Origin of the sequence: Gallaecimonas xiamenensis 3-C-1, assembly GCF_000299915.1 — a bacterium.
Lineage (GTDB): Bacteria > Pseudomonadota > Gammaproteobacteria > Enterobacterales > Gallaecimonadaceae > Gallaecimonas > Gallaecimonas xiamenensis.
Genome location: NZ_AMRI01000023.1, coordinates 1 through 22,949 on the forward strand (window position 1 = coordinate 1; position 22,949 = coordinate 22,949).

The 22,949-nt window shown below is 63.1% G+C and carries 23 protein-coding genes; 15 read left to right on the forward strand and 8 right to left on the reverse strand.

Going from position 1 to position 22,949, the window contains the following annotated elements; all coding sequences use genetic code 11:
• Positions 1-163 precede the first annotated feature (163 nt).
• Positions 164-445 (forward strand): hypothetical protein, encoded by a 282-nt coding sequence (locus tag B3C1_RS14690; protein WP_008485784.1) that lies wholly within the window; start codon positions 164-166, stop codon positions 443-445.
• 171 nt (positions 446-616) lie between these two features.
• On the opposite strand, the gene B3C1_RS14695 is transcribed toward B3C1_RS14690, so the two are convergent.
• Positions 617-1,360 (reverse strand): class I SAM-dependent DNA methyltransferase, encoded by a 744-nt coding sequence (locus tag B3C1_RS14695; RefSeq protein WP_008485785.1) that lies wholly within the window; start codon positions 1,358-1,360, stop codon positions 617-619.
• A 205-nt stretch (positions 1,361-1,565) separates the two neighbouring features.
• Between B3C1_RS14695 and B3C1_RS14700 the strand changes: the two genes are divergently transcribed.
• The 8 genes from B3C1_RS14700 (at position 1,566) to B3C1_RS14730 (ending at position 6,378) form a co-directional block, all read left to right on the forward strand.
• The gene (locus tag B3C1_RS14700) at positions 1,566-1,898 is read left to right on the forward strand and encodes an Mpo1-like protein (protein ID WP_008485787.1); all 333 of its coding nucleotides are present in this window, start codon (positions 1,566-1,568) and stop codon (positions 1,896-1,898) included.
• Positions 1,899-2,474 (forward strand): O-methyltransferase, encoded by a 576-nt coding sequence (locus B3C1_RS14705; RefSeq protein ID WP_008485789.1) that lies wholly within the window; start codon positions 1,899-1,901, stop codon positions 2,472-2,474.
• Between the two features lie 13 nt (positions 2,475-2,487).
• Positions 2,488-2,961 (forward strand): hypothetical protein, encoded by a 474-nt coding sequence (locus B3C1_RS14710; protein ID WP_008485790.1) that lies wholly within the window; start codon positions 2,488-2,490, stop codon positions 2,959-2,961.
• A gap of 51 nt (positions 2,962-3,012) precedes the next feature.
• A complete protein-coding gene (locus B3C1_RS20275) occupies positions 3,013-3,150 on the forward strand; it encodes a hypothetical protein (RefSeq protein WP_156804568.1) in 138 nt (45 codons plus the stop codon).
• Positions 3,147-3,932, forward strand: coding sequence for a DUF2071 domain-containing protein (locus tag B3C1_RS14715; RefSeq protein ID WP_008485791.1), 786 nt, complete (start codon positions 3,147-3,149; stop codon positions 3,930-3,932). The genes B3C1_RS20275 and B3C1_RS14715 overlap by 4 nt, the downstream gene beginning before the upstream one ends.
• A gap of 93 nt (positions 3,933-4,025) precedes the next feature.
• A complete protein-coding gene (locus B3C1_RS14720) occupies positions 4,026-4,682 on the forward strand; it encodes a response regulator (protein WP_008485792.1) in 657 nt (218 codons plus the stop codon).
• A complete protein-coding gene (locus B3C1_RS14725; RefSeq protein WP_008485793.1) occupies positions 4,679-5,956 on the forward strand; it encodes an ATP-binding protein in 1,278 nt (425 codons plus the stop codon). Before B3C1_RS14720 ends, B3C1_RS14725 begins: the two co-directional genes overlap by 4 nt.
• 62 nt (positions 5,957-6,018) lie before the next feature.
• Complete coding sequence (locus B3C1_RS14730; protein WP_008485794.1) at positions 6,019-6,378, forward strand: YgiW/YdeI family stress tolerance OB fold protein; 360 nt, start codon at positions 6,019-6,021, stop codon at positions 6,376-6,378.
• Between the two features lie 49 nt (positions 6,379-6,427).
• Here B3C1_RS14730 and yegS read toward each other — a convergent pair whose 3' ends face one another.
• Positions 6,428-7,312, reverse strand: a complete 885-nt coding sequence (gene yegS / locus B3C1_RS14735; protein ID WP_008485795.1) for a lipid kinase YegS — start codon at positions 7,310-7,312, stop codon at positions 6,428-6,430.
• Positions 7,313-7,401: 89 nt separating this feature from the next.
• Positions 7,402-8,256: an HDOD domain-containing protein gene (locus B3C1_RS14740; protein WP_192813388.1), complete on the reverse strand. Its 855-nt coding sequence runs from the start codon at positions 8,254-8,256 to the stop codon at positions 7,402-7,404.
• Between the two features lie 118 nt (positions 8,257-8,374).
• Here B3C1_RS14740 and trhP point away from each other — a divergent pair, with 118 nt between their 5' ends.
• The 4 genes from trhP to B3C1_RS14760 all read left to right on the forward strand — a co-directional run bounded on the left by trhP (position 8,375) and on the right by B3C1_RS14760 (position 12,106).
• Positions 8,375-9,646, forward strand: coding sequence for a prephenate-dependent tRNA uridine(34) hydroxylase TrhP (gene trhP, locus B3C1_RS14745; RefSeq protein WP_008485799.1), 1,272 nt, complete (start codon positions 8,375-8,377; stop codon positions 9,644-9,646).
• Positions 9,643-9,882, forward strand: coding sequence for a YfhL family 4Fe-4S dicluster ferredoxin (locus B3C1_RS14750; protein WP_008485800.1), 240 nt, complete (start codon positions 9,643-9,645; stop codon positions 9,880-9,882). The genes trhP and B3C1_RS14750 overlap by 4 nt, the downstream gene beginning before the upstream one ends.
• 118 nt (positions 9,883-10,000) lie before the next feature.
• On the forward strand, positions 10,001-11,380 hold the full coding sequence (locus tag B3C1_RS14755) for a YjiH family protein (protein WP_008485801.1): 1,380 nt from the start codon (positions 10,001-10,003) through the stop codon (positions 11,378-11,380).
• Positions 11,381-11,539: 159 nt separating this feature from the next.
• A complete protein-coding gene (locus tag B3C1_RS14760; RefSeq protein ID WP_008485802.1) occupies positions 11,540-12,106 on the forward strand; it encodes a lipid-binding SYLF domain-containing protein in 567 nt (188 codons plus the stop codon).
• On the opposite strand, the gene B3C1_RS14765 is transcribed toward B3C1_RS14760, so the two are convergent.
• The 3 genes from B3C1_RS14765 to B3C1_RS14775 are packed head-to-tail and all read right to left on the reverse strand — an operon-like array spanning position 12,103 to position 18,538.
• Positions 12,103-13,197 (reverse strand): cytochrome-c peroxidase, encoded by a 1,095-nt coding sequence (locus B3C1_RS14765; RefSeq protein ID WP_008485805.1) that lies wholly within the window; start codon positions 13,195-13,197, stop codon positions 12,103-12,105. The genes B3C1_RS14760 and B3C1_RS14765 overlap by 4 nt on opposite strands.
• Complete coding sequence (locus tag B3C1_RS14770; RefSeq protein ID WP_008485806.1) at positions 13,194-15,815, reverse strand: TonB-dependent receptor plug domain-containing protein; 2,622 nt, start codon at positions 15,813-15,815, stop codon at positions 13,194-13,196. Before B3C1_RS14770 ends, B3C1_RS14765 begins: the two co-directional genes overlap by 4 nt.
• Positions 15,815-18,538, reverse strand: a complete 2,724-nt coding sequence (locus tag B3C1_RS14775) for an Ig-like domain-containing protein (protein WP_192813389.1) — start codon at positions 18,536-18,538, stop codon at positions 15,815-15,817. The genes B3C1_RS14770 and B3C1_RS14775 overlap by 1 nt, the downstream gene beginning before the upstream one ends.
• 235 nt (positions 18,539-18,773) lie before the next feature.
• Between B3C1_RS14775 and B3C1_RS14780 the strand changes: the two genes are divergently transcribed.
• Both B3C1_RS14780 and B3C1_RS14785 read left to right on the forward strand, forming a co-directional pair.
• Positions 18,774-20,315 (forward strand): methyl-accepting chemotaxis protein, encoded by a 1,542-nt coding sequence (locus B3C1_RS14780; protein ID WP_008485808.1) that lies wholly within the window; start codon positions 18,774-18,776, stop codon positions 20,313-20,315.
• 80 nt (positions 20,316-20,395) lie between these two features.
• Positions 20,396-21,049, forward strand: a complete 654-nt coding sequence (locus tag B3C1_RS14785) for an HAD family hydrolase (protein WP_008485809.1) — start codon at positions 20,396-20,398, stop codon at positions 21,047-21,049.
• Positions 21,050-21,084: 35 nt separating this feature from the next.
• Here B3C1_RS14785 and gpt read toward each other — a convergent pair whose 3' ends face one another.
• Positions 21,085-21,555 (reverse strand): xanthine phosphoribosyltransferase, encoded by a 471-nt coding sequence (gene gpt, locus B3C1_RS14790; RefSeq protein ID WP_008485810.1) that lies wholly within the window; start codon positions 21,553-21,555, stop codon positions 21,085-21,087.
• A 4-nt stretch (positions 21,556-21,559) separates the two neighbouring features.
• Positions 21,560-22,852, reverse strand: a complete 1,293-nt coding sequence (locus B3C1_RS14795; RefSeq protein WP_008485811.1) for an NCS2 family permease — start codon at positions 22,850-22,852, stop codon at positions 21,560-21,562.
• Between the last annotated feature and the right edge of the window lie 97 nt (positions 22,853-22,949).

The following is a 22,949-nucleotide window of genomic DNA, read 5'->3' on the forward strand; positions in this document are numbered from 1 at the left end:
GTCATGGCCGGAGCCTTTATCAAGAGAGGGGTCTTTCAAGGCTAGTTTTCGCAAGGCAACTTCGCCATGATGGGATGGGTGTCCTTTTTCTTTTTTCTCCGCCTGCCGGAGCGAATCCCGGCGTTCAAGAAACTGGAACAGTTACTTCAAGAGGAGATGTACAATGAAACAGCTTCTGTTGTTGATATCCTCACTTTCCATGTTCGGATGTGCTCAGAATTCCGGTGTCATTCCCATGGGTAATGATAAATATATGGTCTCCAGGCAAGCTGCAACGGGGTTCACGGGCATGGGTACGTTAAAGGCCGATGCTTTGAAGGAAGCAGCAGCGTACTGCCAATCAAAGCAGAAGGCATTGGAAGTGCTTAAGGTAATAGAGGCACAGCCACCCTTTGTTATGGGAAACTTCCCTAAATCGGAGGTGCAATTCGAGTGTGTGGAATAGGTATGAAAATTATAAAAAGTACTGAACCATACAAACTCTTCCTTATCCCGACCCATTCAGGCGGCATGGCATTCAAAGTATTCTCTTTCTTAACCTAGTACAAAGAGTTAACTGCCCTGCCCTACCCTTAACAAGCAAAAGGCCCTTTCGGGCCTTTTGCTTTTGGGGCGCTTAGCGCTTCACACACACGAAGATGGCGTTACCGGACGCCTGGTCCCAGGGCAGTATCTTGTCGTAGTCGTGTTCAAAGATATGCACCTCAAACAGTGGGTCCAGCAGGGCCTCAAGTTCGGCGAAGGTCACCGCCACCATGGGGTGTTCGTCTTGCCAGAATTCGATATCCCCTTGGTGGTGGCGCTCTATATGCAGGCGCAGGGATTGGCGCTCCCCTTCCCCGCCGTAGTGCCAGCCGGAGCGGAACCAGAACAGGGCGTCGTCCTGGCTGGCGCTGTGGCTGACCGAGGAGCTGTTGTCGATTTTCAGCCGGTCGACGGCGTTAAAGGAAAAGACCCCGCCGCTGCCCAGGGCCTGGTGTACCCGCCCTATGCAGGCCTTGAGGTTGGCCAGGCCGTCGCAGTAGTGGAGGGAGTACAAAAAGCAGGTGATGAGGTCCAGGGGCGCGTCCACCTCGAAGTCACACATGTTTTGCAGGGTAAAGCGGGCTTCGGGGCAGCGCTTGGCGGCCAGGTCCAGCATCGGCTGGTTGATGTCCAGGCCGCTGCTGTCAAAGCCGGCGTCCAGGAAGTGGCGCACATGGGGGCCGGTGCCGCAGGCCAAGTCTAAATGGCGGGTGCCCCGGTTGCCGAAAATCTGATGCAGCCGTTGCAGGCTCTGGCTTTGGGCCTGGTAGTTGATGTCGGCACACATCAGGTCGTAGTAGCCGGACAGGTCGGTATAAAGGGCGGTGCGGGACATCGGGAACAGCGCCTAAAGCTGAGGGTGGCGCATAGTACACTGGCCCGGTGAAAAAGTATTCGATTAATTAGCACCGGCAAGATGCCCGCAAGGCCCATGGGGACTGGGCCCCTGGCTGGCCGCCCAAAGGCGTTGTTTAAAGTGTCGCCAGTTGGCCCCAGGGGGATTAACATCAGGCCAAGGGACAATAAAAAGGACAACCCTGATGCAGCAGCGATACCGTAGTTTTGCCGCGTTTTACCCCTTCTACCTGGAGCAGCACAGCAACCAGACCTGCCGGCGCCTGCATTTTGCCGGCTCTACCCTGGTGCTGGTGATCGCCCTGGTGGCCCTGGTCAGCGGCCACTGGTGGTACCTGGCCCTGATGCCCCTGGCCGGTTACGGCTTTGCCTGGGTGGGGCATTTCTTCTTTGAAAAGAACAAGCCCGCCACTTTCAGCTACCCCCTTTACAGCCTCTGGGGCGACTGGGTGATGTACAAGGACATGCTGCTGGGCCAGTTGCCTGAGCCAAACCAAGGCATCACCAAGGACAAGTAAATGGATTTATGGCAACTGCTGACCGAGCTGGAACACAAGGGCCGGGAAAACGACGCCGTCGAGACCGACAGGGCCAGGCGTTACCTCAATATCACCCGGGACACCGGGGAGTTCCTGGCGCTGATGGTCAAGGCCACTGGCGCCCGCACCCTGCTGGAAGTGGGCACCTCCAACGGTTATTCGGCCCTGTGGCTGGCCAAGGCCCTGCCCCCTGGGGGCCACCTCTACACCATAGAGCGCCAGGCCAGCAAGGCGGCCGAGGCCCGCAGCCATTTTGCCAAGGCCGGGCTAAGCGGCCGCATCACCCTGCTGGAAGGGGACCTGGCCCAGCAGCTTGACGCCGTGCCCGGCGAGCTGGACCTTATCTTCCTCGACGCCGACCGCAGCACCTACCTGCCCCTGGCCGAACGCTTTTTCAGCCATTTAAGGGCCGGGGGCTTGCTGATCTGCGACAACGCCGTTTCCCACCAGGAGGAAATGGCCGACTTCAGCGCCTGGGTGGACCGCCAAGCACACCTCAGCAAGGCCCAGGTGCCGGTGGGCAAAGGGGAGCTGCTGGTGTACAAAGGCCAATAACCAAGGAAGGCCCATGATCCCCCTTATCAGCCAATGGATAACCGACACCAACCTGGCCAACCTGCACCGGCGCCAGCCCTGTAGCCGCTTTGCCAAGGCCTTTGCCGGCTTTTACCCGCCCGCCTTCCTGGACCAGGCCTACTACGTGGTGACAGAGCACCTGCCCAAGCCGGACTTCCCGGCCTTGAGGGACGCCGGCTTGGGCGACTTTATCGACATGCCGGCGGCGGCCATTACCTACCAGGACACCTACTACATCACCCCCGAGGCCATGGGTTCCCTGCGCACCCACTTCCACGAGTTGGTGCACGTGGTGCAATGGCAGCAGTTGGGGCTGGCAGGCTTTATCCAGCGCTACCTGTGGGAGCTGAGCCAATACGGCTACCGGGCCTCGCCCCTGGAAGAAATGGCCTATGACCTAGACGCCCACTTCGGCCGCCAAGGCCAGCCCCTGGACGTACAAGAGCGGGTGCAAAGCCTGCTGTAAAGGCCGGGCACCTGGACAGACGCAGACACCAAACCGGTATAAGAGGGAACCATGTACCGCTACAAAGTCAGTATCGCCGCCAGCCAGGCGGCCGTAGCCCCCGGCTTTACCCTGGTGACGGGGGGCGGGATCTTCCTGGCCCTGATGGCCCTGTATAGTAAAGCCAATGCCGGCGAGGACAAGGCATGAGCCTCTCCCTGCGGTTTGACCAGGCGCTGACCGAACGCCCCCAGCCCAAGGGCATAGACGTACTCTGTGGCCTCAAGCACTTTGCCATCATCACCTATGCGGTGCCGGCAGAACGCTTCAAAGGCCTTTTCCCCGACCGTTTCCAACTGGACAGCATCCAGGTAGACGGCCAGGAGATGGGCTTGGTGTCGGTGGTACCCTTTATCGACCTGGACTTCACCTCTGCCGTTTACCCCTTTCCCCGGTTCACCATGGGGCAGACCAACTACCGCATCTACATCATCGACACCCAGACCCAGGAGCGCTGTGTCTGGTTCCTGGGCACCACCCTGGACTCCTGGACCCTGCTGGTTCCCCGTTACCTGTGGCAACTACCCTGGTACAGCGGCCGGGTGCGCTTTGACTGCGAGCAGGACGCCGAAGGCCGCTACCGGCACTACCGGATGCAGACCCAGGCCCAATGGGCCCCGGCCCAGGTCAGCCTCAGCCAGGACGGCAGCGACCCCCTGGACTTTCCCGGCTTTGCCGACACCGAGTCGGCCCTGGTCTACCTGACCCACCCCCTGGCCGGTTTCTACCACAGGCGGGACGGCAAGCTGGGCACCTACCGGGTCTGGCACAAGGAACTGGCGGTCAGCCCGGCCCGTTTGCACCAGGCCGACTTCGGCCTGCTCAGCCGCCTGGGGCTGGTGACCCCGGCCGAGCAGCAGGCCCCCTATTCGGTGCTGATAGAGCCGTTAAACCAGTTCACCATTTACCTGCCGCCCAAGCGGCTGGATTGAGCTAAGTGCTTGATTAGGCTCTTGTCACCAAGGGACTTAAGGTAAGCTTCAGCTGGGGCGGCGATACTGGGCTGTCCTGTGGAGGAGCGCTTTATGTACCTGTTGCTGGTGGAAGATGATCTGGCCCTGGGCACGGCCCTGTTGAAACTGCTGGCTAGCCAGTACCGGGTGGACTGGGTGCGTGATCTGGCCTCGGCCAGGCGCCACCAGCAGGCCGCCCAGTATGACCTGCTGTTGCTGGACCTGGGTTTGCCGGACGGTGACGGGGTGGCTTGGCTCAAGTCGCTGCGCGGCGCCGGCCTGGACCTGCCGGTGCTGATCCTCTCGGCCCGGGACGCCCTGGACGACAGGGTCCAGGGCCTGGATACCGGCGCCGACGACTACCTGGTCAAACCCTTCGAACCGGACGAACTGCTGGCACGGATCCGGGTGCTGCTGCGCCGCCAGGCCGGCAAGGCCAAGCCGGTACTGGAAGCCGGCGCCCTGCACTACGCCCCCGACAGCCAGGACTTCTTCCTGAACGGCCAGCGCCTGGTACTGCCCCGCAAAGAGCAGCAACTGCTGGCCGTGCTGATCCAGGCCGGTGACAAGCCGGTGGCCAGGGAACGGCTGCTGCAACAGCTTTACGGCCTGGGTAACGAGGCCGAGTCCAACACCCTGGAAGTGCACATTCACGCCCTTCGCAAGGCGGTGGGCAAGCCCCGTATCGAAACGGTGCGCGGCTTTGGCTACCGGCTGGTGGCCCTGTGAGCTTTCGCCTCCGTACCCTGGCCTGGCTGCTGGGCCTGAGCCTGCTGGCCGCCAGCCTGACCGGTGTCCTGGCCACCTATATCGCCGCCGACGACGAATTCCAGGACGTGCTGGCCGACGACCTCAAGCACCAAGCCAAACTGCTGGCTGCCCTGGTCAACAGTGCCCAGGTGGACCCGCAGCGCCTGGAAGCGTTGCTGGGCAAATACCTGGAAGAGGATGGCGAAGACACCCTCTGGGTCAGCCTCTATCGCCTCGATGACGGCACCTTGCTGAGCAACCTCAAACACCGGCTGCCATTGGAACGCAGCGACAGCGGCTCCTTGCAGCGGGAGTTTGACGGCCACCACTGGCACGGCTACCAGCGCCGCCAGGGGGACTTGGTGGTACAGCTGCTGCGCCGGGACGACCTGACCCGTGACATCCAGGCCGACATCGCCGAGGAGATCACCACCCCAACCCTGGTCAGCAGTGCCATCAGCCTGTTGCTGTTGGCCGCCCTGATGTGGCTGACCCTAAGGCCCCTGACCCGGCTGGTACGGGAACTGGAACAGCGCCAGCCGGACGATCTGTCCCCCCTCAAGGTGCGCAGCCCGGCCAGGGAAATAGCCAGCCTTACCGCCAGCCTTAACCGGCTGATGGCCGGGGTAGACCAGGTATTGAGCCGGGAACGGCGCTTTGCCAGCGACGTGGCCCACGAGCTGCGCACCCCCCTGACCACCCTCAAGCTGGAACTGGCCGGCCCGGACCCGGATCTGAAGGCCTTGCGCCAGGAAACGGAGCGCCTGGCCCGGGTGGTGGAACAGCTGCTGACCCTGGCCCGCCTGGAACAGGGCCACTGGCAGCAACGCTTCAACAGCCTGGCCCTGGGCCCGGCCCTGGCGCAGCTGGCCGAACGCTACCAACCCCGTTTTGCCGCCAGGGACATGGCGCTGACCTGGCAGTTGGACCAGGGCCAGGTTAGGGGGGACGCCACCCTGTTGCTGGTACTGGCCGAAAACCTGCTCAGCAACGCCTTGCGCCACTGCCCGGGCGGCACCCGGGTGCAACTGGGCTGGCAACAGGGTGAGCTGTGGGTAAGGGACGACGGCCCCGGCCTTGCCGCCGAGCAAAGGGCCCGCATGGCCGAGCCTTTCACCCGCCTGGACAGCAAAAGCGACGGCCTGGGCCTGGGCCTGGCCATCTGCCAGCAGGTGGCCGAGATCCACGGCGCCCGGCTCAGTTTTGACGACGGCCAACCCGGCCTCTGGGCCGGGGTCCATTTTCCCACTTAAGGTGAACTTCATGTCCTCGCCCTAGCATGGAACCCACGCACTAAGCCAAAGAGGACAACACCATGACCAAGACCCTGATCGCCCTGACCCTGGCCAGCGCCGCCTTTACTGCCACCGCCAACAGCAGCGCCGCCCAGGGCGGCTTTACCGGCCCAGACAGCGTCAAGATGAGCACGGTGGAAGAGGCCAAGGGGCTGCGGGACGACACGGCCATCAAGCTTACCGGTTTCCTGGTCAAGGCCCTGGGGGACGACAAATACGAATTCCGCGACGACACCGGTACCCTGGTGGTAGAGATCGACAAGGACCTCTGGCAAGGCCGGGAGATAGGTCCTGAGCAGAAGGTTGAACTGCGCGGTGAGGTAGACCAGGAGTGGAACAGCACCGAGCTGGACGTGGACAGGCTGAGCCTGGCCGAATAAGGCTGCAACGAACGACAACGCCGGGCTCAGCCCGGCGTTGTTTTTTGGGTCAGGGCAGGTGAAAACGCAGGGCCTTGGGCAACACCTCGAAGACAAAGCGGGTGTCCGTCATGGGTTCGCCGTCCAGGTTGATGTGCAGCGGCGCCTCGGCCTCCAGCACAAACTGCTCGGCCTGGCGCCGCTCCACCCAGGACTCGTGGCCGCGCAGGCCGTCCTGGGCCAGGGCGTCCAGCATGTCCAGCAGCCCCAGTTGCCGGTTTTCCGGCAGCAGGGTGATATCCAAGAGGCCGTCGTCCAGGCGGGCGTCGGGGCAGAGGCGGATACCGCCCCCGGCCTGCCAGCCGTTGCCCACCGCCAGGGCCATCAAGCGCCCTTCCCAGGCCTGGTCGCCCCGGTTGAGCCGGGCCGCTATGGGTTGGAACTCGAACAGCTTGCCAAGGCCGGTCAGGAAATAGGAAAACTTGCCCAGCCATTGCTTGAGCTCGGGGTTGGTGTTGACCGTGACCTCCGAGCCGAAGCCGCCGGTGACCATGTTCAGAAAGGGCCGGCTGTTGACCAGACCCACGTCTATGGGCCTGGGGGTTTTGTTAAGGACCAGGGCCAGGGCCTTGGCCAGGTTGTCCGGCCCTATGCCCACCCCCTGGGCAAAATCGTTGGCGGTGCCCATGGGCAACAGGCCCATGGCTTCCTGGGGCGGGCCCTTGCTGAGCATGCCGGCCAGCACTTCGTTAAGGGTGCCGTCGCCCCCCACCGCCACCAGGCTGTCCAGCCCCTGGCCCAGGGCTTCGGCGGCAAAACGCTGGGCGTCACCCTCTTCGAAGGTGACCCGTACCGAGATCTGGTGGCCCTTGTCCCTGGCCTGGGCGATAAGGGTTCTCAGCTGGCCGTTGCCCGCTGCTTTTCCGTTGACGATCAAGCGAATGCGTTTGCTCATGACACCTCCTTGGCACCCTTCCACCTTAGCGCCGCGCCCTGAATGCCGTCTAACAGCCAATAAAAAACGCGGCCTTGGCCGCGTTGCTGTCAGAGGTCGAAGGCCTCTTTGAGCTCGTTGAAGGGCTCGGTAAAGGCGGGGTCGTCGAAATAGTCTTCCGACGGGATGAGCCCCTGGGCCACCGCCGTTTGGGCCAACTGGTCGGTGTCCAGGCCGTGGCGCTGCAACAGGCCACAGCCCAGGGCGCCCAGGCGCACAAAGGTGGCGTAGTCCGGCACGCCGGCGTCGTAGTCCGGGTCCTTCCAGTGTTTGACCACCTTGAGCTGGTCTTCACCGAAGTCCCAGGAGCGCAGTATGTTCAGCCCCAAAGGCTGGGACAGGCGCGCCAGCACCTTCTTGAGCAGGTAGGGGCTGGTCACCGCATCCGGCATGCGCTCGGCTTCGGCCAAGATCGGCAAGACCCCGATGTTGTGGATAAGGCCAGCCAGTTGGGTGCCGTCCACGGTCAGGTCACGGGGGTTGCTGCCACCCTTGGCCAGGTAGCTTTGCAGCAGCAGCGCCGAGGCACAGGACACCGACACGCTCTCTTCCCACTCGCCCATCATCACGTCCTCGATAATGGGGTGGCTGCAGATAAAGAGCTGCTGCATGGCGGCAGCGGTGACCAGGGAGCGGATCTGGCGCATGCCAATGCGGCTGAGGGCTCCTTGGATGGAGTCCACAGCGGCGGCGCGGCGGAAATGAGCGGAGTTGGCCACCCGGGTCATGCGGGCGGCCAGGGCCGGATCCTGGGCCAGGATGTCCGCCAGGGCGTCCATGGAGACGTCTTCGCGCTCTGTGGCGTCACGCACCTGCAGGGCTATCTCCGGCAGGGTCGGCAGGATCAGGGAGTCGTTTTTGATCTTGGTGATCAGGGATGCAAGCAAGTCATTTTCGTTGGCCATGGTATCCAAGCCATTCATCGTTATATGCCCCTTCACTATACCTTAAGGCAGATCAAATGCACCTTTCAAAAGCGGCGGTATGCTGCGCTCTCTTTAACCAGTTGTACCGTGGAAATTGATGCAAGCCCCTGAATTACTTTGCCCTGCCGGCAGCCTCAAGCACCTTGACTATGCCTTTGCCTACGGCGCCGACGCCGTCTATGCCGGCCTGCCCCGCTACTCTTTGAGGGTTCGCAACAACAGCTTCAACGTTCATAACCTCCAGACCGGTATCGACCGGGCCCATGCCCTGGGCAAGAAGTTCTACCTGGTGGCCAACATCCAGCCCCATAACAGCAAGGTGGACACCTTTGTGCGGGACATGGCGCCCCTGGTGGCCATGGGGCCGGACGCGCTGATCATGTCCGACCCCGGCCTTATCATGCTGGTGCGCCAGGCCTTCCCGGCCATGCCTATCCATTTGTCGGTGCAGGCCAACGCCATCAACTACGCCAGCGTGCAGTTCTGGGCCAGCCAGGGCATAGAGCGGGTGATCCTCTCAAGGGAGCTGTCCCTGGCGGAAATTGCCACCATCCGCGAGCGCTGCCCCGGCACCGAACTGGAAGTGTTCGTGCACGGCGCCCTGTGCATGGCCTTTTCCGGCCGCTGCCTGCTGTCCGGTTACATCAACAGGCGCGACCCCAACCAGGGCGCCTGCACCAACGCCTGCCGCTGGCAATACCAGGGCACAGAGGCCAGCACCGACGGCTGCGGCCAGGCGGTGGCCCTGGCCGACCCCAAGCTGATGCTGCTGGAAGAAAAAAGCCGGCCCGGGGAGCTGATGGCCGCCGAAGAAGACGAGCACGGCAGCTACATCTTCAACTCCAAGGATCTGCGCGCCGTACAGCACGTGGCCGCCCTGACCGCCATGGGGGTGCATTCACTGAAGATTGAGGGGCGCACCAAGAGCCATTACTACGTGGCCCGCACCGCCCAGACTTACCGGCGCGCCATCGACGACGCCCTGGCCGGCAAAGCCTTTGACAACCAATACCTTGACGACCTCGAGCACCTGGCCAACCGGGGCTACACCGAGGGCTTTTTGAACCGCCACGGGGACGCCATGCAGAACTACCAGCAAGGGGCGCCCCAGTCGCCCCACCAGTTTGTGGGAGAAGTGACAGGCCAGCAGGCCGGCCTATTGCAGATCGCCGTCAAAAACCGCTTCGCCCTGGGAGACAAGCTGCTGCTGGTTACCCCCTTGGGCAACCACCACCTGGTACTGGACGGGCTGTGGGACCACAGGGGCCAGCCCGTCCAAGTGGCCCCAGGCGACGGCCACCAGGTACAGATAACGGCACCCGAGGGCTGCGACGGCCATATGGGGCTGCTGGTGCGGCTGGGACCATGAGCCTGGCGATCACCCAGCAGTGCATCAACTGCGAGATGTGCGAGCCAGAATGCCCCAACGGCGCCATCAGCCTTGGGCCGGACATCTACCAAATAGACCCGAACCGCTGCACCGAATGCCTGGGCCATTACCCGGCTCCCCAGTGCCAGGCGGTCTGTCCTCTTGATTGCATAACCATGCACGTTGCCGAAAGCCAGCAATGCCTGCTTGCACGCTTTGCCGCCCTTTGGGGCTGAAATTTGCGATCCCCGGCCCAGTCCCTGCGCCCTGCTCTTTACCGGCGGGCCCTGGCGTGTTTCACTTCCGCCTTTTGTAAGCCCCCGCCAGTGGGGCCCGGAAGGAAGTACGCTCTCCATGGATAACGCCATGACCGACGCCCAAAACAGCCCGCAGCGCTCTCGGCTTCGTAACTATTTGATGTTCCTGATCCCTTCCCTGATCGGCATCAGCCTTTTCATGACACCGCTGAGCTACCAAGGGGACATCACCATCGCCATCGCCGTGGTGGCCAAGAGCTTCAAGGCGCTGTTGCTGGACATCATGCCCGAGCTGCTGACCGGCATCATCAGCCTGTCGGCCCTGCTGACCCTGGCCTGTAGCCTGCTGCGCCCGGCCAAGGTCATGGCCAGCCCCTTCCTCAAAGGCCTGTTCTGCCCCAACTGGATCTGGGTGCTGATCCGGGTGCTTGGCGCCGCCTTTGCCGTGCTGATTTATTCACAAAAGGGCCCGGCCGCCCTGCTGGACGAAAACACCGGCGGCCTGGTGTTTTCCGACCTGCTGCCGACCCTGCTCTCGGTCTTTATCTTTGCCGGCCTGTTGCTGCCGCTGCTGCTGGATTTTGGCCTGCTGGAATTCGTGGGCACCCTGATGACCAAGGTGATGCGCCCGGTGTTCAAGCTGCCCGGGCGCAGCGCCGTGGACTGCTTTGCCTCCTGGCTGGGAGACGGCTCGGTGGGCATTTTGTTGACCGGCAAGCAGTTCGAAGGGGGCTTTTACACCCAGCGCGAAGCGGCCATCATAGGTACCACCTTCTCGGCGGTGTCCATCACCTTCTCCCTGGTGGTGCTGGCCCAGGTCAAACTGGAAAGCTACTTCCTGCCCTTCTACGGTGCCATCTGCCTGGCCGGCATTGTGGCCGCCATTATCGTTCCCCGGCTGCCGCCCCTGCGCTGGAAGAAAGACCACTTTATCGACGGCCGCCAGCGCACCGGCGAAGAAGAGAGCATTCCCAGCCACCACGGGGTACTGAGCTTCGGTCTGGAACGGGCCCTGCACCGCGCCAACAGCATCGACACCCTGAAAAAACCCCTGGCCGACGGCGTGAAAAACGCCATCGACATGCTGCTGGGGGTACTGCCGGTGGTGATGGCGGTGGGCACTGTGGCGCTGCTGATTGCCGAGCACACCCCCATCTTCGGCTGGCTGGGCAAACCCTTTGTGCCCTACTTGGAACTGCTGGGCATACCCGAAGCCGTGGCCGCCTCCAAGACGGTGATGGTGGGCTTTGCCGACATGTTTATCCCCTCTGTGCTGATCACCGGCGTGGAAAACGACATGACCCGCTTCGTGGTGGCGGCCATGTCGGTCACCCAGCTGATTTACCTGTCGGAAGTGGGCGCCCTGCTGCTGGGCAGCCGCATTCCGGTCAACTTCATCGAGCTGTTCGTGATCTTCATCCTGCGCACCCTGGTCACCCTGCCGGTGATAGCTGGCGTGGCGCACCTGGTGTTCTAAGGTATCCCCTGAAAAAAAAGCGCCCCTAGGGGCGCTTTTTTATTGCCTGGCCGCCGGCTGAACAGGGCCCGGGCTTAAGCCCCTGGCGGCCCTGCCCTTTGCCCAGGGTTCAGGCGGCCCGCCTATAGTGGAGGACAGGCCCATAGCGGAGAATACCTCATGTCACCTGCCAAAACCCTGGCCGGCCTGAGCCTGGCCTTGCTGCTGGCTGCCTGCACCAGCACCGGCGACACCCCGGCGCAAAAGCGCCAGGCGGTACTGACCATGGAACAGCAAACCCTGGCCCGCCTTTACGCCAAACACCCCAAGGCCCGCAGTCAAATCGCCAGCGCCTACGGCTACGGTGTCTTTGATCTGGCCAACCAGAACGTCATCCTGCTGTCCACCTCCGGTGGTTACGGGGTGCTGACCGACCAGGGCGGCCGCCATACCTATATGCGCATGGGCGGTGGCGGCATCGGCTTTGGCCTGGGGGTCAAGGACTACCAGGAAGTGGTTATCTTCAAGCACCAGCAGGACTTTGAGCGCTTTCGCGACCAGGGCTGGGATGCCGGCGCCCAGGCCGAAGCCACCGCCAAGGCCAACGACAGCGGCGGCGAGCTGGCCGCCAACCAGTCGGTGGACCTGGACGTAACCACCTACCAGCTCACCGAGTCCGGCATCGCCCTGCAAGCCACCATAGGAGCCGCCAAGTACTGGCGCTGGGACGAACTCAACGACCGTTAAAGCGCCTGCAAAAAGGCCAGCAACGCCTCTTCTTCCTGACGGCTGAGCCTAAAGGGCACCAGCTCGCTGCTGGTCACCGGGAGCAGCGGGTCCAACCGCTGTTCCCGCCTGGGCTTGGGCCTGGCCCCCCCATGGCTGTAAAAACGGATTATGCCGCGCAGGTCGGTAAAGAGGCCGTTGTGCATCCAGGGCCCGCTGTGCTTAAGGTGGCGAAGGCTGGCGGTGCGAAAAGCGCCCATGTCCGCCCCTTTCCCCGTCACCAGGTAACGGCCCTGATCTTCAAAGGGCCGCTGGTAAAAGCTAAGGCCGGTGACATGGAAGTCGCCGTCGCTGAGCAAGGGGCCGCCGTGGCAGCGGATACAACCGGCCTTGGTGCGAAAAAGGTGCAGCCCCTGCAGTTCCTGGTCGGTAAGGCTGTTGCTGGTCAGCCATTCGCTGTTAAGGGCCACCCCTTGCATAAAGAGTTCATAGGCCGACCAGGGCCCCGCAAGCCCACCCTGGTAGGCGGCAAGAGCGCCTGCCAGGCCCGGCCAGGCCGGGGCCTGGTCGCCATAGGCCTGCTGCCATAAAAACCGGTAGGCCGGGTCCCCCGCCACCAGGCTGACCGCCTGCTCCGGGCTGCTGGCCATCTCTATGGGGTTGGTCAGGGGATCTTTGGCCTGGCTGGCCAGATCCTTGGCCCTACCGTCCCAGAACAGGGCCGGCCAGAGATCTCCGTGCAGCACCGAAGGGGCATTGCGCTGACCCAGGGCGCCGCCGACCCCCACCGATACCCGCCTGGCGTCGGCAAAGGCAGCCTCGGGCTGGTGGCAACTGGCACAGCTCAGGCTGCCGTCCGCCGACAGGCGCGGGTCAAAGAACAGCGCTTGGCCCAGGGCCGCGACGGCGCCAAAGGCCGGTTTGGCCGGCAGCGCCGCCAGCTCTTGCCCACCGGCCCGCAGCGGCCAGCTGGCCGGGCTTTGCTGGTAACGGCTGCCAAGGACCAGGCCGTCTTCCGGCACGCAGTGGCCCCCCAAAGAACATTGCCAAACCAGGGGCAGCGCCTGGGCCAGGCCCGGCAACCACAGCAGCCAACCGATACACCACCTCATGGGAAGCTATACCCCAGGCCCAGCCAGAACTGGCGGCCGGTCTCGATACCGGAGACGCCGTCGGCCACCAGGTTGGTGCGGCTGTTAAGGAGGTTGTTGATCTCCAGCTTGCACTCCAGGCTGTGCTGCCCTACCAGGGGCATCTGCCAGCGAATGGCGCCGTCCAGCAGCACCCGGCCCTTGAGTCGGACCTTGCGGTACACCGGATAGTAGATATTGCTTACCTGGCATTCGGGGCAGACCTGCAACAGGCGGTCGCTGGCCCTTTCCTGGCCGGTGTCCACCACTGTGTCGTAGCTGCCCCGCCAGCCGGCGCTAAGGGAGGTGGTCAGACTGCGGGTCCACTGGGATACCAGGCCGGCGTTGACGGTCACCGGGCGGCTGAAATCGGTGGCGTAACGGTTGAGGTCCCCAAGGGATACCAACTGGTAGTCCTGCCCCGATTGCAAGAAGACGATCTCGTCCTCCGGGGTGTTGTCGACGGTACCGTCGTAAGAGTCGGTGCTCAGGGTGTTCTCGGTGTAACTGCCGTTGATCCACAGGCTGTGGCGGCCCAGGGTGCCGGTCCATGACAGGCTGACCCTCTGGTGCTCGTTCTCACCCTGGTTGATCTGCTGGACATAGGTGTAGCCGTTGAGCAGCTCTGACTCACCCTGGGCTATCTGGTCCTTGCCTTTACGCCACACCCCTTTAAGGGACAGCACCCCGCCCCACAGGGCCTGCTTGAGGCCCAGCACCAGCTCGTCGCTGTAGGGGGTGTCCAGATCCTGGTAGCGGTAGCGAAAACGGCTGGCGCCGCCGGAGGTCATCCAGCTTTGCACGGCGCCGTCGACTATGGGTCTGTACTGCACCACGTAGGGCACCTGGGCTTCGCGGATCTTGTAGGTCAGCAAATTGGCGTCGTAGTAGCGGTTGAGGCCGGCCAGCAGCAGGGTGTCGCCGTCCCCCAGCAGGTCGTAACTCAGTTGCAGGCGCGGCGCCAGGTTGAGGTTTTTCAGGACGTCGTCATGGTCGAGGCGAAGCCCCAAATTGAGGCCGAAGCGTTGCCAGGCCATGTCGTCCTGCAGGTACAGGCCTTGGGTCAGCAACTGCACCTGGATATGCTCTTCTGGGTAGAGGCGGCGCATCTGGAAGTACTGGCCACGCATGGCAACGTTGGCGCTGTAGAGGGCAAAATGCTCGGGGTTAAGAAGGTCCAAAGGTTCGCCCAGCTCTGCCTCCAATTCCACCAGGGGCCTGTGGTAGGCCTGCTCCACGCAGTCCAGGGTCTGGCCGTTACAGATGATATCGGCGTCCCTTACCGGGCTGTTGTAGGTGTAGGCCGGCTGGTGGCGGTCCCGCTCCAGGGCTTGGTGTTCCAACTGGTAACCCAGTTTGAACTGGTGGTCGGCCCCCAGGGCGCTGAAGCTGCGGGCCAGGCTTTGGTCTAAGCGAAAGCCCAGTTGGCGGTTTTCCAGGCTGCCAAAGCCCCCTTCCTTGGACAGGGGAATGTCGCCGCTGTTAAGGCCCCAGGCCTTGCCCGGCGCCCGCAGCCAGGGCAGGTAGGCCTGAGGCGCCTCCCTGCTGCTTTGACTGTAATGGCCAGAGGCCTTGCCCCGCCAATACCAGGGGCCCAGGGCCTGGGCCGCCTCCAGGCTCAGGCTGCCGCCACCGCCGTCCAGGGTAAAGTCGCTGTCTTTGGTGTCTTTGACGAACTGCTCGGAGCGATAGGGAGCGTAGACAGCGGTCAGGTTCAGCTCGTCAAGCCAGCCCTGGTAGCCGTATTTGAGCAGGAAGTTGCTGCTGCGGCGCTTGGCCACCTTGGGCTGGTTGAAAGACAGCTCGGAGATACGGGAACGGGTGGCACTGGCCGAAAACAGCAGGCTGTGGTCCCCCATCTGGCGGCTGGCGCTCATATTGAGCTGGTCCTTCTCGAACACCGGCGCCCGCAGTTCGTTGTCGCTGCCGTCGTCCAGGCCCAGATCGTCTTCTTGAAGCTGTTCTTGTTCAAACACCCGGTACTGGCCCCAGTCGCTGCGGGTGCCCCGGTATTGGAAACTGAAGGCAGGGCTCTGCCTTGGGTCACGGGTCTTGGCGTCCACCACCCCGCCGGAGAAGTTGCCGTATTCGGCCGGGATGTTGTTGTCGAACACCGTGACCGAATCGACGATGGCCTGGTTGATAAAGAGCCCCTGGGGGTGGCCCTGCACCTGGTTGATATTGGCCGCCGCCACGCCGGTGGCGGCCGGGTCCAGGCGCGAGTTGAAGTTGAGGCCGTCGAGGAAAAAGCCGGTCTGCCAGGGCTGGCCCCCGGAGATGGTGAGCAGCGCCGGTTTCAGCTCGGCCAGGTTGCTCACGTCCAGGCTGTTCTCGGACAGCTGCACCCCAGGCAAAATGGCCAACTGGTCGGTGATATTGCCGTTGCCCAGGGCACTGCTATCCAGAAAGTCACGGGACAGGGTGTAACGGCCTATGGCTTCGATGGACTCGGGGCCTATGTAGCGGCCGGTGACCTCCACATGCTCGTCGGCGGGGCGGCACTTGGCGGACTGGGCCTTGGCGGCTTTATCAGGGCAGGCTTCTTCTTCGGCACCTTGCTGGGGGCCGGCCGCCAGGGCCAGCAACAACAATGACAGCATTATTGGTTCCCCAGCGGACTGAGATCGTCTTGGTCGGGGATACCGTCGTTGTCGGCGTCCTGGTCGGCTACCAGGCCAGAGGCGGCAATGGCTTCGCTGCTGGCGTCGATGGCAAAGAAGTTGGGCTGGCCGTCATGGTCGGTGTCGACCGTGGCCACGGCGGTACCGGTAAAGTCGTCGGTCAGGGCCCTTTCCATGGCGGCGATGGCCAGCATGCTCTGGCTGCTCACCGCCAGGTTGACCGGCCGCTTGGCCACCACCAGGGCTTGCTGCCATTGCCCCAGGGCCGCCAATTGCCGGCTGAGTTCGGGGTTAAGGGCCTGCTGGCTGACGTCAGGCAATAGCTGGGCCTGCTGGTCGATACGCGCTAGCAGCTCGGCCAGCAGCTGGTAGGCGGCGCTGTAGTGCAGGCCGTAGCCGCCGTTGCTGGCGGCCGAGCGCTTGATGGCCCCCATCAGCAGGTAGTTGCCGGTATCGGCGCCGTCTACTTCGCGGTTGTCGGCAAAGGCTTTGCTGGGGTTGGCAGCGTTAAAGGTGAGCAGGCCCGATGTGTTGGCCAGCAGGGCCGCCAGGGCCTCTTCACCAACATCGGCCTGGCTGTCGTCGGCCAGCCAGTAACCGGCACCCAGGGCCAGTTGCTCCAGGGCGGCGTCAAAATCCCCGGCATTGGCCAGCAGCCTGGCGGCGTCCAGGCGCTGGTTGGCCTGCTCCAGGGGCGAGTCGAGCCGGGCAAGCTGCGGCACTAATTGTTCCTTGATAAGGGCGGCCGCCTGGCTGTGGCCCCCGGCCAGGTGCCAGAGGTTGGCCAGGTCCCGGTAATAGCCGATAAGGGTCAGAGTGGTGACCTGGCTGTAATGCTCGGTGACAAAGGCTTGGGAGCGCTGGGCAACGTCCAGGGCCTTTTGCTGCTGGCCTATGTCCATCAGGAAACGGATGAGCCCCCTGTTGCCGTAGCCGTTCATCACATAGGCCGGGGAGGCGTAGGTCTCTAGGTATTGGTCGGAAAAGATCAACGCCAGCTTGGCGTCCACCACCGTCATGGCACCCTCTTCGTCCCCCAGGGCCCAGAGCCACTGGGCCAGGCCGTCTTTGGCGTTGTCCAGGGGATAAGCCAGATCCCGCACCCTCTCCCACAGGGCATTGTCGGTGCCGGCCAGCAGGGCGGCGGCGCCAGCGGCGTCCCCACTCAGCGCCAGGCGCCTGGCCTGGTAGCTGACGATGGCTTCCTCGGCGTCACCCACCCGCTTGTCCGCCACGGCCTGAAGGGCTAACAAGGGCACATTGTCCTGGCCCGGGTAAAGGTAGGCAAAGAAGCCGGCCGCCCTGGCCAGCCCCAGGCTGTAATTGGCCCAGTTAAGTTCGCTGCCGGCTCTCACGGCGCGGACATGGACCTGGTCATAATCGGCGGCCTGGAAATAGGAGACCATGTCGGCCAGGTAATCCTTGCCCTTGTCCTCGGCGCCCAGCAGCAGCATGTCCTTGATGGCGTAACTCAGGTAGGTCAGGGAAACGCCGTAAGAGCCCCGCTTGTCGGCCGGCATGGCCAGGGCCATCTGCGCCAACTCGTCGGCGCTGGCAACAGCGGTGTCATGGAGACTGGGGTCCTTGAGCGCCTCCAGCACCATGGCCATGGCGTCGTTGTGCTTTGAGGTGAGCAGCTTACCCAGGGTGGTGCTGTAGCCTTGGCTGACCAGGGCGTCGAAATAGAGCTGCACTATCTGCTGGACCTGGGCAGCGTCCTGGAACAGGCCCTCCTGGCTCAGGCGGCGGCTGATATTACGAAAGAAGTCGGCGTCCCCCGTGACCAGGTTATCCAGGCCGTTGTCCGCCACGAAACGGTTATAGAGGCTGGCACTGGTCAGGGCGGCCTGGCGGCCCTTTTCGGTCAGGCCCATGTCCAGGTAGGTCTGGGCTACCTGCCAGTAGGCCTTGGCCCTGGCCTCTTGCCCCTGGATCTGCTGGTCCAGGATCCGGGTCACCTCGGTGTCCAGGTTGGCCTGGGCATAACCCACCGCCAGGGCCAGCAGCACCGGGGCACGCTGGTCGTCCGAGACCAGGCTGTCGGCCACCTGGCCCGCCTGTATCAGGTAGCTACCCGGCCAGCGATAGTAGTAAGCGGCCTTCTCTTCGTTGGTCTGGTAGCTGGCCTTGAAGGCGACGGTGGCCTGCACCTGGGTCTGGCCGTCGCTTACCGCCACCACCATGTCCTGGTCCGGCAGGGCCAGGCCGTCCAACTGGTAGCTAAAATGTCCGTCGGACGACAGCAGCAGGGTGCCAGTATCCGGCGCCCTGACCAGGCTGAAGGTCAGCGGGTCGCCGTCCACGTCACTGGCCAATACCTGGCCTTGGTAGCTGTAGTCCCCCGTGGCCTCAAGCAGGGCTACCGGCTCCACCACCGGCGCGTCGTTCACCGGATTGACCGTGAACACCAAAGTCAGGCGGGTCACTATGTTGCCGTCGCGGGTTTCCAGCAGAGCCCGGTCTGGCCCGAAGTAGTTGGCCTGGGGCTGGTAACTGGCATCCATGGCGCCATTGATGCTCAGGGTGCCATGGCTGGGGACTTCGAGCAGGCTGACACTGCTACCGGCCAACCTTTGCTGCCACAGGCTGTCCTCGTCCAGCACCACCGCCATCTCCTGCTCGGACAGGCTTTCCTCGCCCGAGCCCCCACCACAAGCCGCCAACAACAGCGGCAACAACAAGCAACCTCTTCTTACGTACATGTCCATGACCCACAACGGCGACTCAACAATGGCCCGGCACTATACACAAATGAGATTCGTTATCAAATGAGATCTTTTATCAATTGCTGTTCGTCTGCGACCAATGTTTGATCCAGTTGCAGACCTGGAAAGGGAAAGGCGATAGAGTAGCCATTCATAAAACGTTCAATAACTTAAAGTCCTGACCCTTGTGGCCGATACAGGCGCAGGGACTTTGTTGGGAAGAGAAATACAGATGCGCAAGAATCTTCCTGTTGTGGATTCGGAAGTAACCTTCACCGAAGGAGAGGAGCTGGTCTCCACCACGGATCTTCGCGGTATTATCACTTATGCCAACGACACCTTTATCCGGGTGTCGGGTTTCCATGAGAGCGAACTGCTGGGCCAGCCCCATAATATGGTGCGCCACCCCGACATGCCGCCGCTGGCCTTTGCCGACATGTGGGGCAAGCTCAAAGACGGCCGCCCCTGGCGCGGCGTGGTGAAAAACCGCTGCAAGGACGGCCGCTATTACTGGGTCGACGCCTACGTCACCCCCATCATGGAAGGCAACCAATGCGTGGGCTACCAGTCGGTACGCCGCCGCCCCAGCCGCCATCTCATCGAAAAAGCCCAAGCGGCCTACAACAACCTCAACCAGGGTGCCAAGGTCAAAAAACGCGTGGACATGCGCGGCTTTGTCTTTGGCGGCCTGCCGGTGGCCCTACTGGGCCTGATCACCCTGCTGACCCTGGGCTGGGGCGCCGCCCTGGCCTTCGGCATAGGTGGCCTGGTGGCGGCCCTTGGCATCTTCGCCTGGCTGCGCCCCTTGTGGGTGCTGGACGAAAAGGCCAGCAGCTACCACGATCTGCCCCTGTCCCAAGCCATTTACGTGGGCAACGGCTTCGGTGCCGGCATGCGCTTTGACGCCATGATGAACTGGTCCCGCAACGCCGCCATGCTGGGCCGTACCAAGGACGCCACCCATTCCCTGACCGAGGTGTCCGACAACCTGGTGCACAACGTCACCCACACCCGCCAGGAAGTGCGCTCCCAGGAGGACGAGGCCAACAAGATGGCGGTGGCCATCAACCAGCTGACCGCCACCATCCAGGAGATCGCCCGCTCCAGCCAGAACACCTCTGACGAAGTGCGCGACACCCACCAGCAGTGCCACCATGCCCGCACCGCCCTGAAAAGCTCGTCCAACCGCATCAACAAGCTACAGGACGACGTGGAAGAGTCGGCCCGTGCCGCCCTGGCCCTGCAAAAGGAGACCGAAAAGGTCACCAGCATCATGGGCGAGATTGAGGGCATTGCCGACCAGACCAACCTGCTGGCCCTTAACGCCGCCATCGAAGCGGCCCGCGCCGGCGAACATGGCCGGGGCTTTGCGGTGGTGGCCGACGAAGTCCGTGCCCTGTCATCCCGCACCCAGCAATCGGCCGGTGATATCCGCGACAGCCTGACCGGCATGCGCCGTATGCTCGACTCCTGGCGCGATCTGATGGAGCGCAACCGTGAGCACGCCCAGAGCTGCGTGGACGGCACCCAGGAAGTGACCACCATCCTCGACGACATCTTCAAACGGGTGGCGGAGATCAACGACCTGGCGGCACAGATCGCCACCGCCGCCGAGGAACAGGGCGCCGTGGCCACCGAGGTGAACGACAACATAGTGCGCCTCAAGGAACTGGCCGAGAGCACCTCCCACGCCATGGACGAGTTGGAACAGAGCGGCCTGCTGCTCAACCAGAACACCGCCCGTATCGACGGCCTGGCCAAGACCTTCGGCTAAGCGCGCCCCTACGGTAAAGGCCGGCCCCAGGGCCGGCCTTTTTGTTATCATGCCCCCTCCCCCATGCCTGGAGCAGTTGCATGACGGCAGCCCCGAAGGTCGCGGTGTTCGACCTCGACCACACCCTGATCAACACCGACAGCGCCAACGGCTTCGGCCTTTGGGCCCATGAACAAGGCCTGTGGCCCATCGACGACTTGCACGGCCAACTGGCCCATTGGCACCGCCTCTACGGCGAGGGGCGCTTGCCGGTGGCACAGTACCTGGACTTTATCGTCTCCCCCCTGGCCAATAAGGCCGAAGCAACTGTGGCCGGCTGGGTGGCAGACTTTGCCAAGGCCAGGGTGTTGCCCCACCTGCGCCCCCAGGCCATGGACGCCCTGCGCCGCCACCAGGACCAGGGAGACAGGGTGATTGTCTCTTCCGCCACCATAGCCCCCATCGTCGGCGGCATCTGCCGCCTGCTGGGGCTGGATGACTATCTGGCCACCGATCTGGAGGTGAACCAGGGGCATTTTACCGGCCGCCCCCAGGGCATACCCAACCTGGGCCAGGGCAAGGCCTGGCGCCTGGCGGCGCACCTGGGCGCCAAGCCGGTGCATCTCAGTGCCTATTCCGACTCCATCAATGACCTGGCCCTGCTGAGCCTGGCCGACCAGGCCCATGCGGTAACCCCTGACCCGCGCCTGGCAGCCATTGCCGAGGTGCGGGGCTGGCCCATACATCACTGGTAAGGCATGAAAAAACCGGCCCTTTGGCCGGTTTTTTATCAGTCGCGCCCGGACAGGGGCGGCTGGAAGGCGGGGCCCATGTCCCAGGGCTGCTCTATCCAGGTGTCCTGGGCGATATCGATAACGTATTCGTCCACCAACGGCTTGCCGGCGGGCTTGGCGAATACCGCCACCAGCTTGGCCTTGGGATACATCTCCCGCAGGGCCTTGGCGGTGGCGCCGCTGTCCACCAGGTCGTCGACGATCAGCCAGCCTTCGCCGTCCCCAACCAGATCGCTGGCGGGCTTGATGATGTTCAGGCCACGCTGGTGGTCATGGTCGTAGGAAGAGATGCACACAGTGTCCAGGCTGTGGATCCCCAGCTCGCGGGCCAGTACCAAGGCCGGCGCCATGCCGCCACGGGTAACCGCCACTATGCCCTTCCACTGCTCTGCAGGCAGTTGGCGGGCCGCCAGTTCGCGGGCGGCTTGGTGAAAGGCTTCCCAGGTGACCAAGTATTTCTTCGTCATAGCATCATCCTGCAAACGCAAATTTCAGTACAAAAAGCACCGCCAGTACCCAGACGGCGGGGCTGATTTCCTTGAAACGGCCGGCCAGGGCCTTGACCAGGGCGTAGCTGATAAAGCCGCAGGCGATACCGGTCGCGATGGAATAGGTCAAAGGCATCATGATCAGCACCACGGCTGCCGGCACCGTTTCGGTGATGTCGTCCCAGGCCAGATGGCGCAGGCTGGTGAGCATCAGCACCGCGACGTACACCAGGGCGCCGGCGGTGGCATAGCCTTGCACCATGCCCGCCAGGGGCGAAAAGAACAAGGCTGCCAAGAACAGCACGCCGACGGTAACGGCGGTCAGGCCGCTGCGGCCACCGGCGGCGACACCGGCGGTGCTTTCCACATAGGAGGTGGTGGTGGAGGTACCCAGGGTGGCGCCCACTATGGTGGCGGTGGAGTCAGCCAGCAGGGCCTTGGACAGGCGCGGCAGGTTGCCCTTCTTGTCCAGCAGGTCGGCCTTCTGGGCCACCGCCAGCAGGGTGCCGGAGGTGTCGAACAGGTCCACGAACAGGAAGGCAAAAATCACCGACAGCATGCTGATGCTGAAGGCACCGGCCAAGTCCATCTTGGCAAAGGTCGGGAGCAGGGATGGCGGCGCCGAAACAATGCCTTTGTACTCGGTCAGGCCGGCGACCACACCCAGCGCGGTGATCAGCAGGATGGCGATCATCACGCCCCCTTTCACCCGGCACGCTTCCAGGGCCACGATCAGGAAAAAGCCGAGGATAGCCAACAGCACCGCCGGGTTACCCAGGTTGCCCATGCTCACCAAGGTGTCGGGGTTGTCCACCACCACACCGGCGTTGGTCAGGCCGATAAGGGCCAGGAAGATGCCGATACCGGCGGCAATGCCCACTTTCAGGGCGCCGGGAATGGAGTTGATGATCCACTCACGAATTTTGAACAACGACAGCAGCACGAAGATACAGCCGCTGAAGAACACGGCGCCCAGGGCCGCTTCCCAGCTGTAGCCGTCGTGCAGGACCACTGTATAGGTAAAGAAGGCGTTGAGGCCCATGCCGGGCGCCAGGGCGATGGGGTAGTTGGCCAGAAAACCCATGACGAAGCAGCCAAAGGCCGCCGCCAGACAGGTGGCCACAAAGATGGCACCGTGGTCCATGCCGGTCTTGGCCAGCACGGAAGGGTTAACAAAGATGATGTAGGCCATGGTCAGGAAGGTGGTGATACCGGCGATCACTTCCTGCCTGGGATTGGTGCCCAGTTCAGACAGTTTGAACAGTTTTTCGAGCATGGCGAGCCACTCAGCGAAGGGGAATGGCGCGCGATTATCCAAGCAAGGCAAACGTTTTGCAAGGCGCGGCACGGCCGTTCCGGACGGGCTTTTGGTT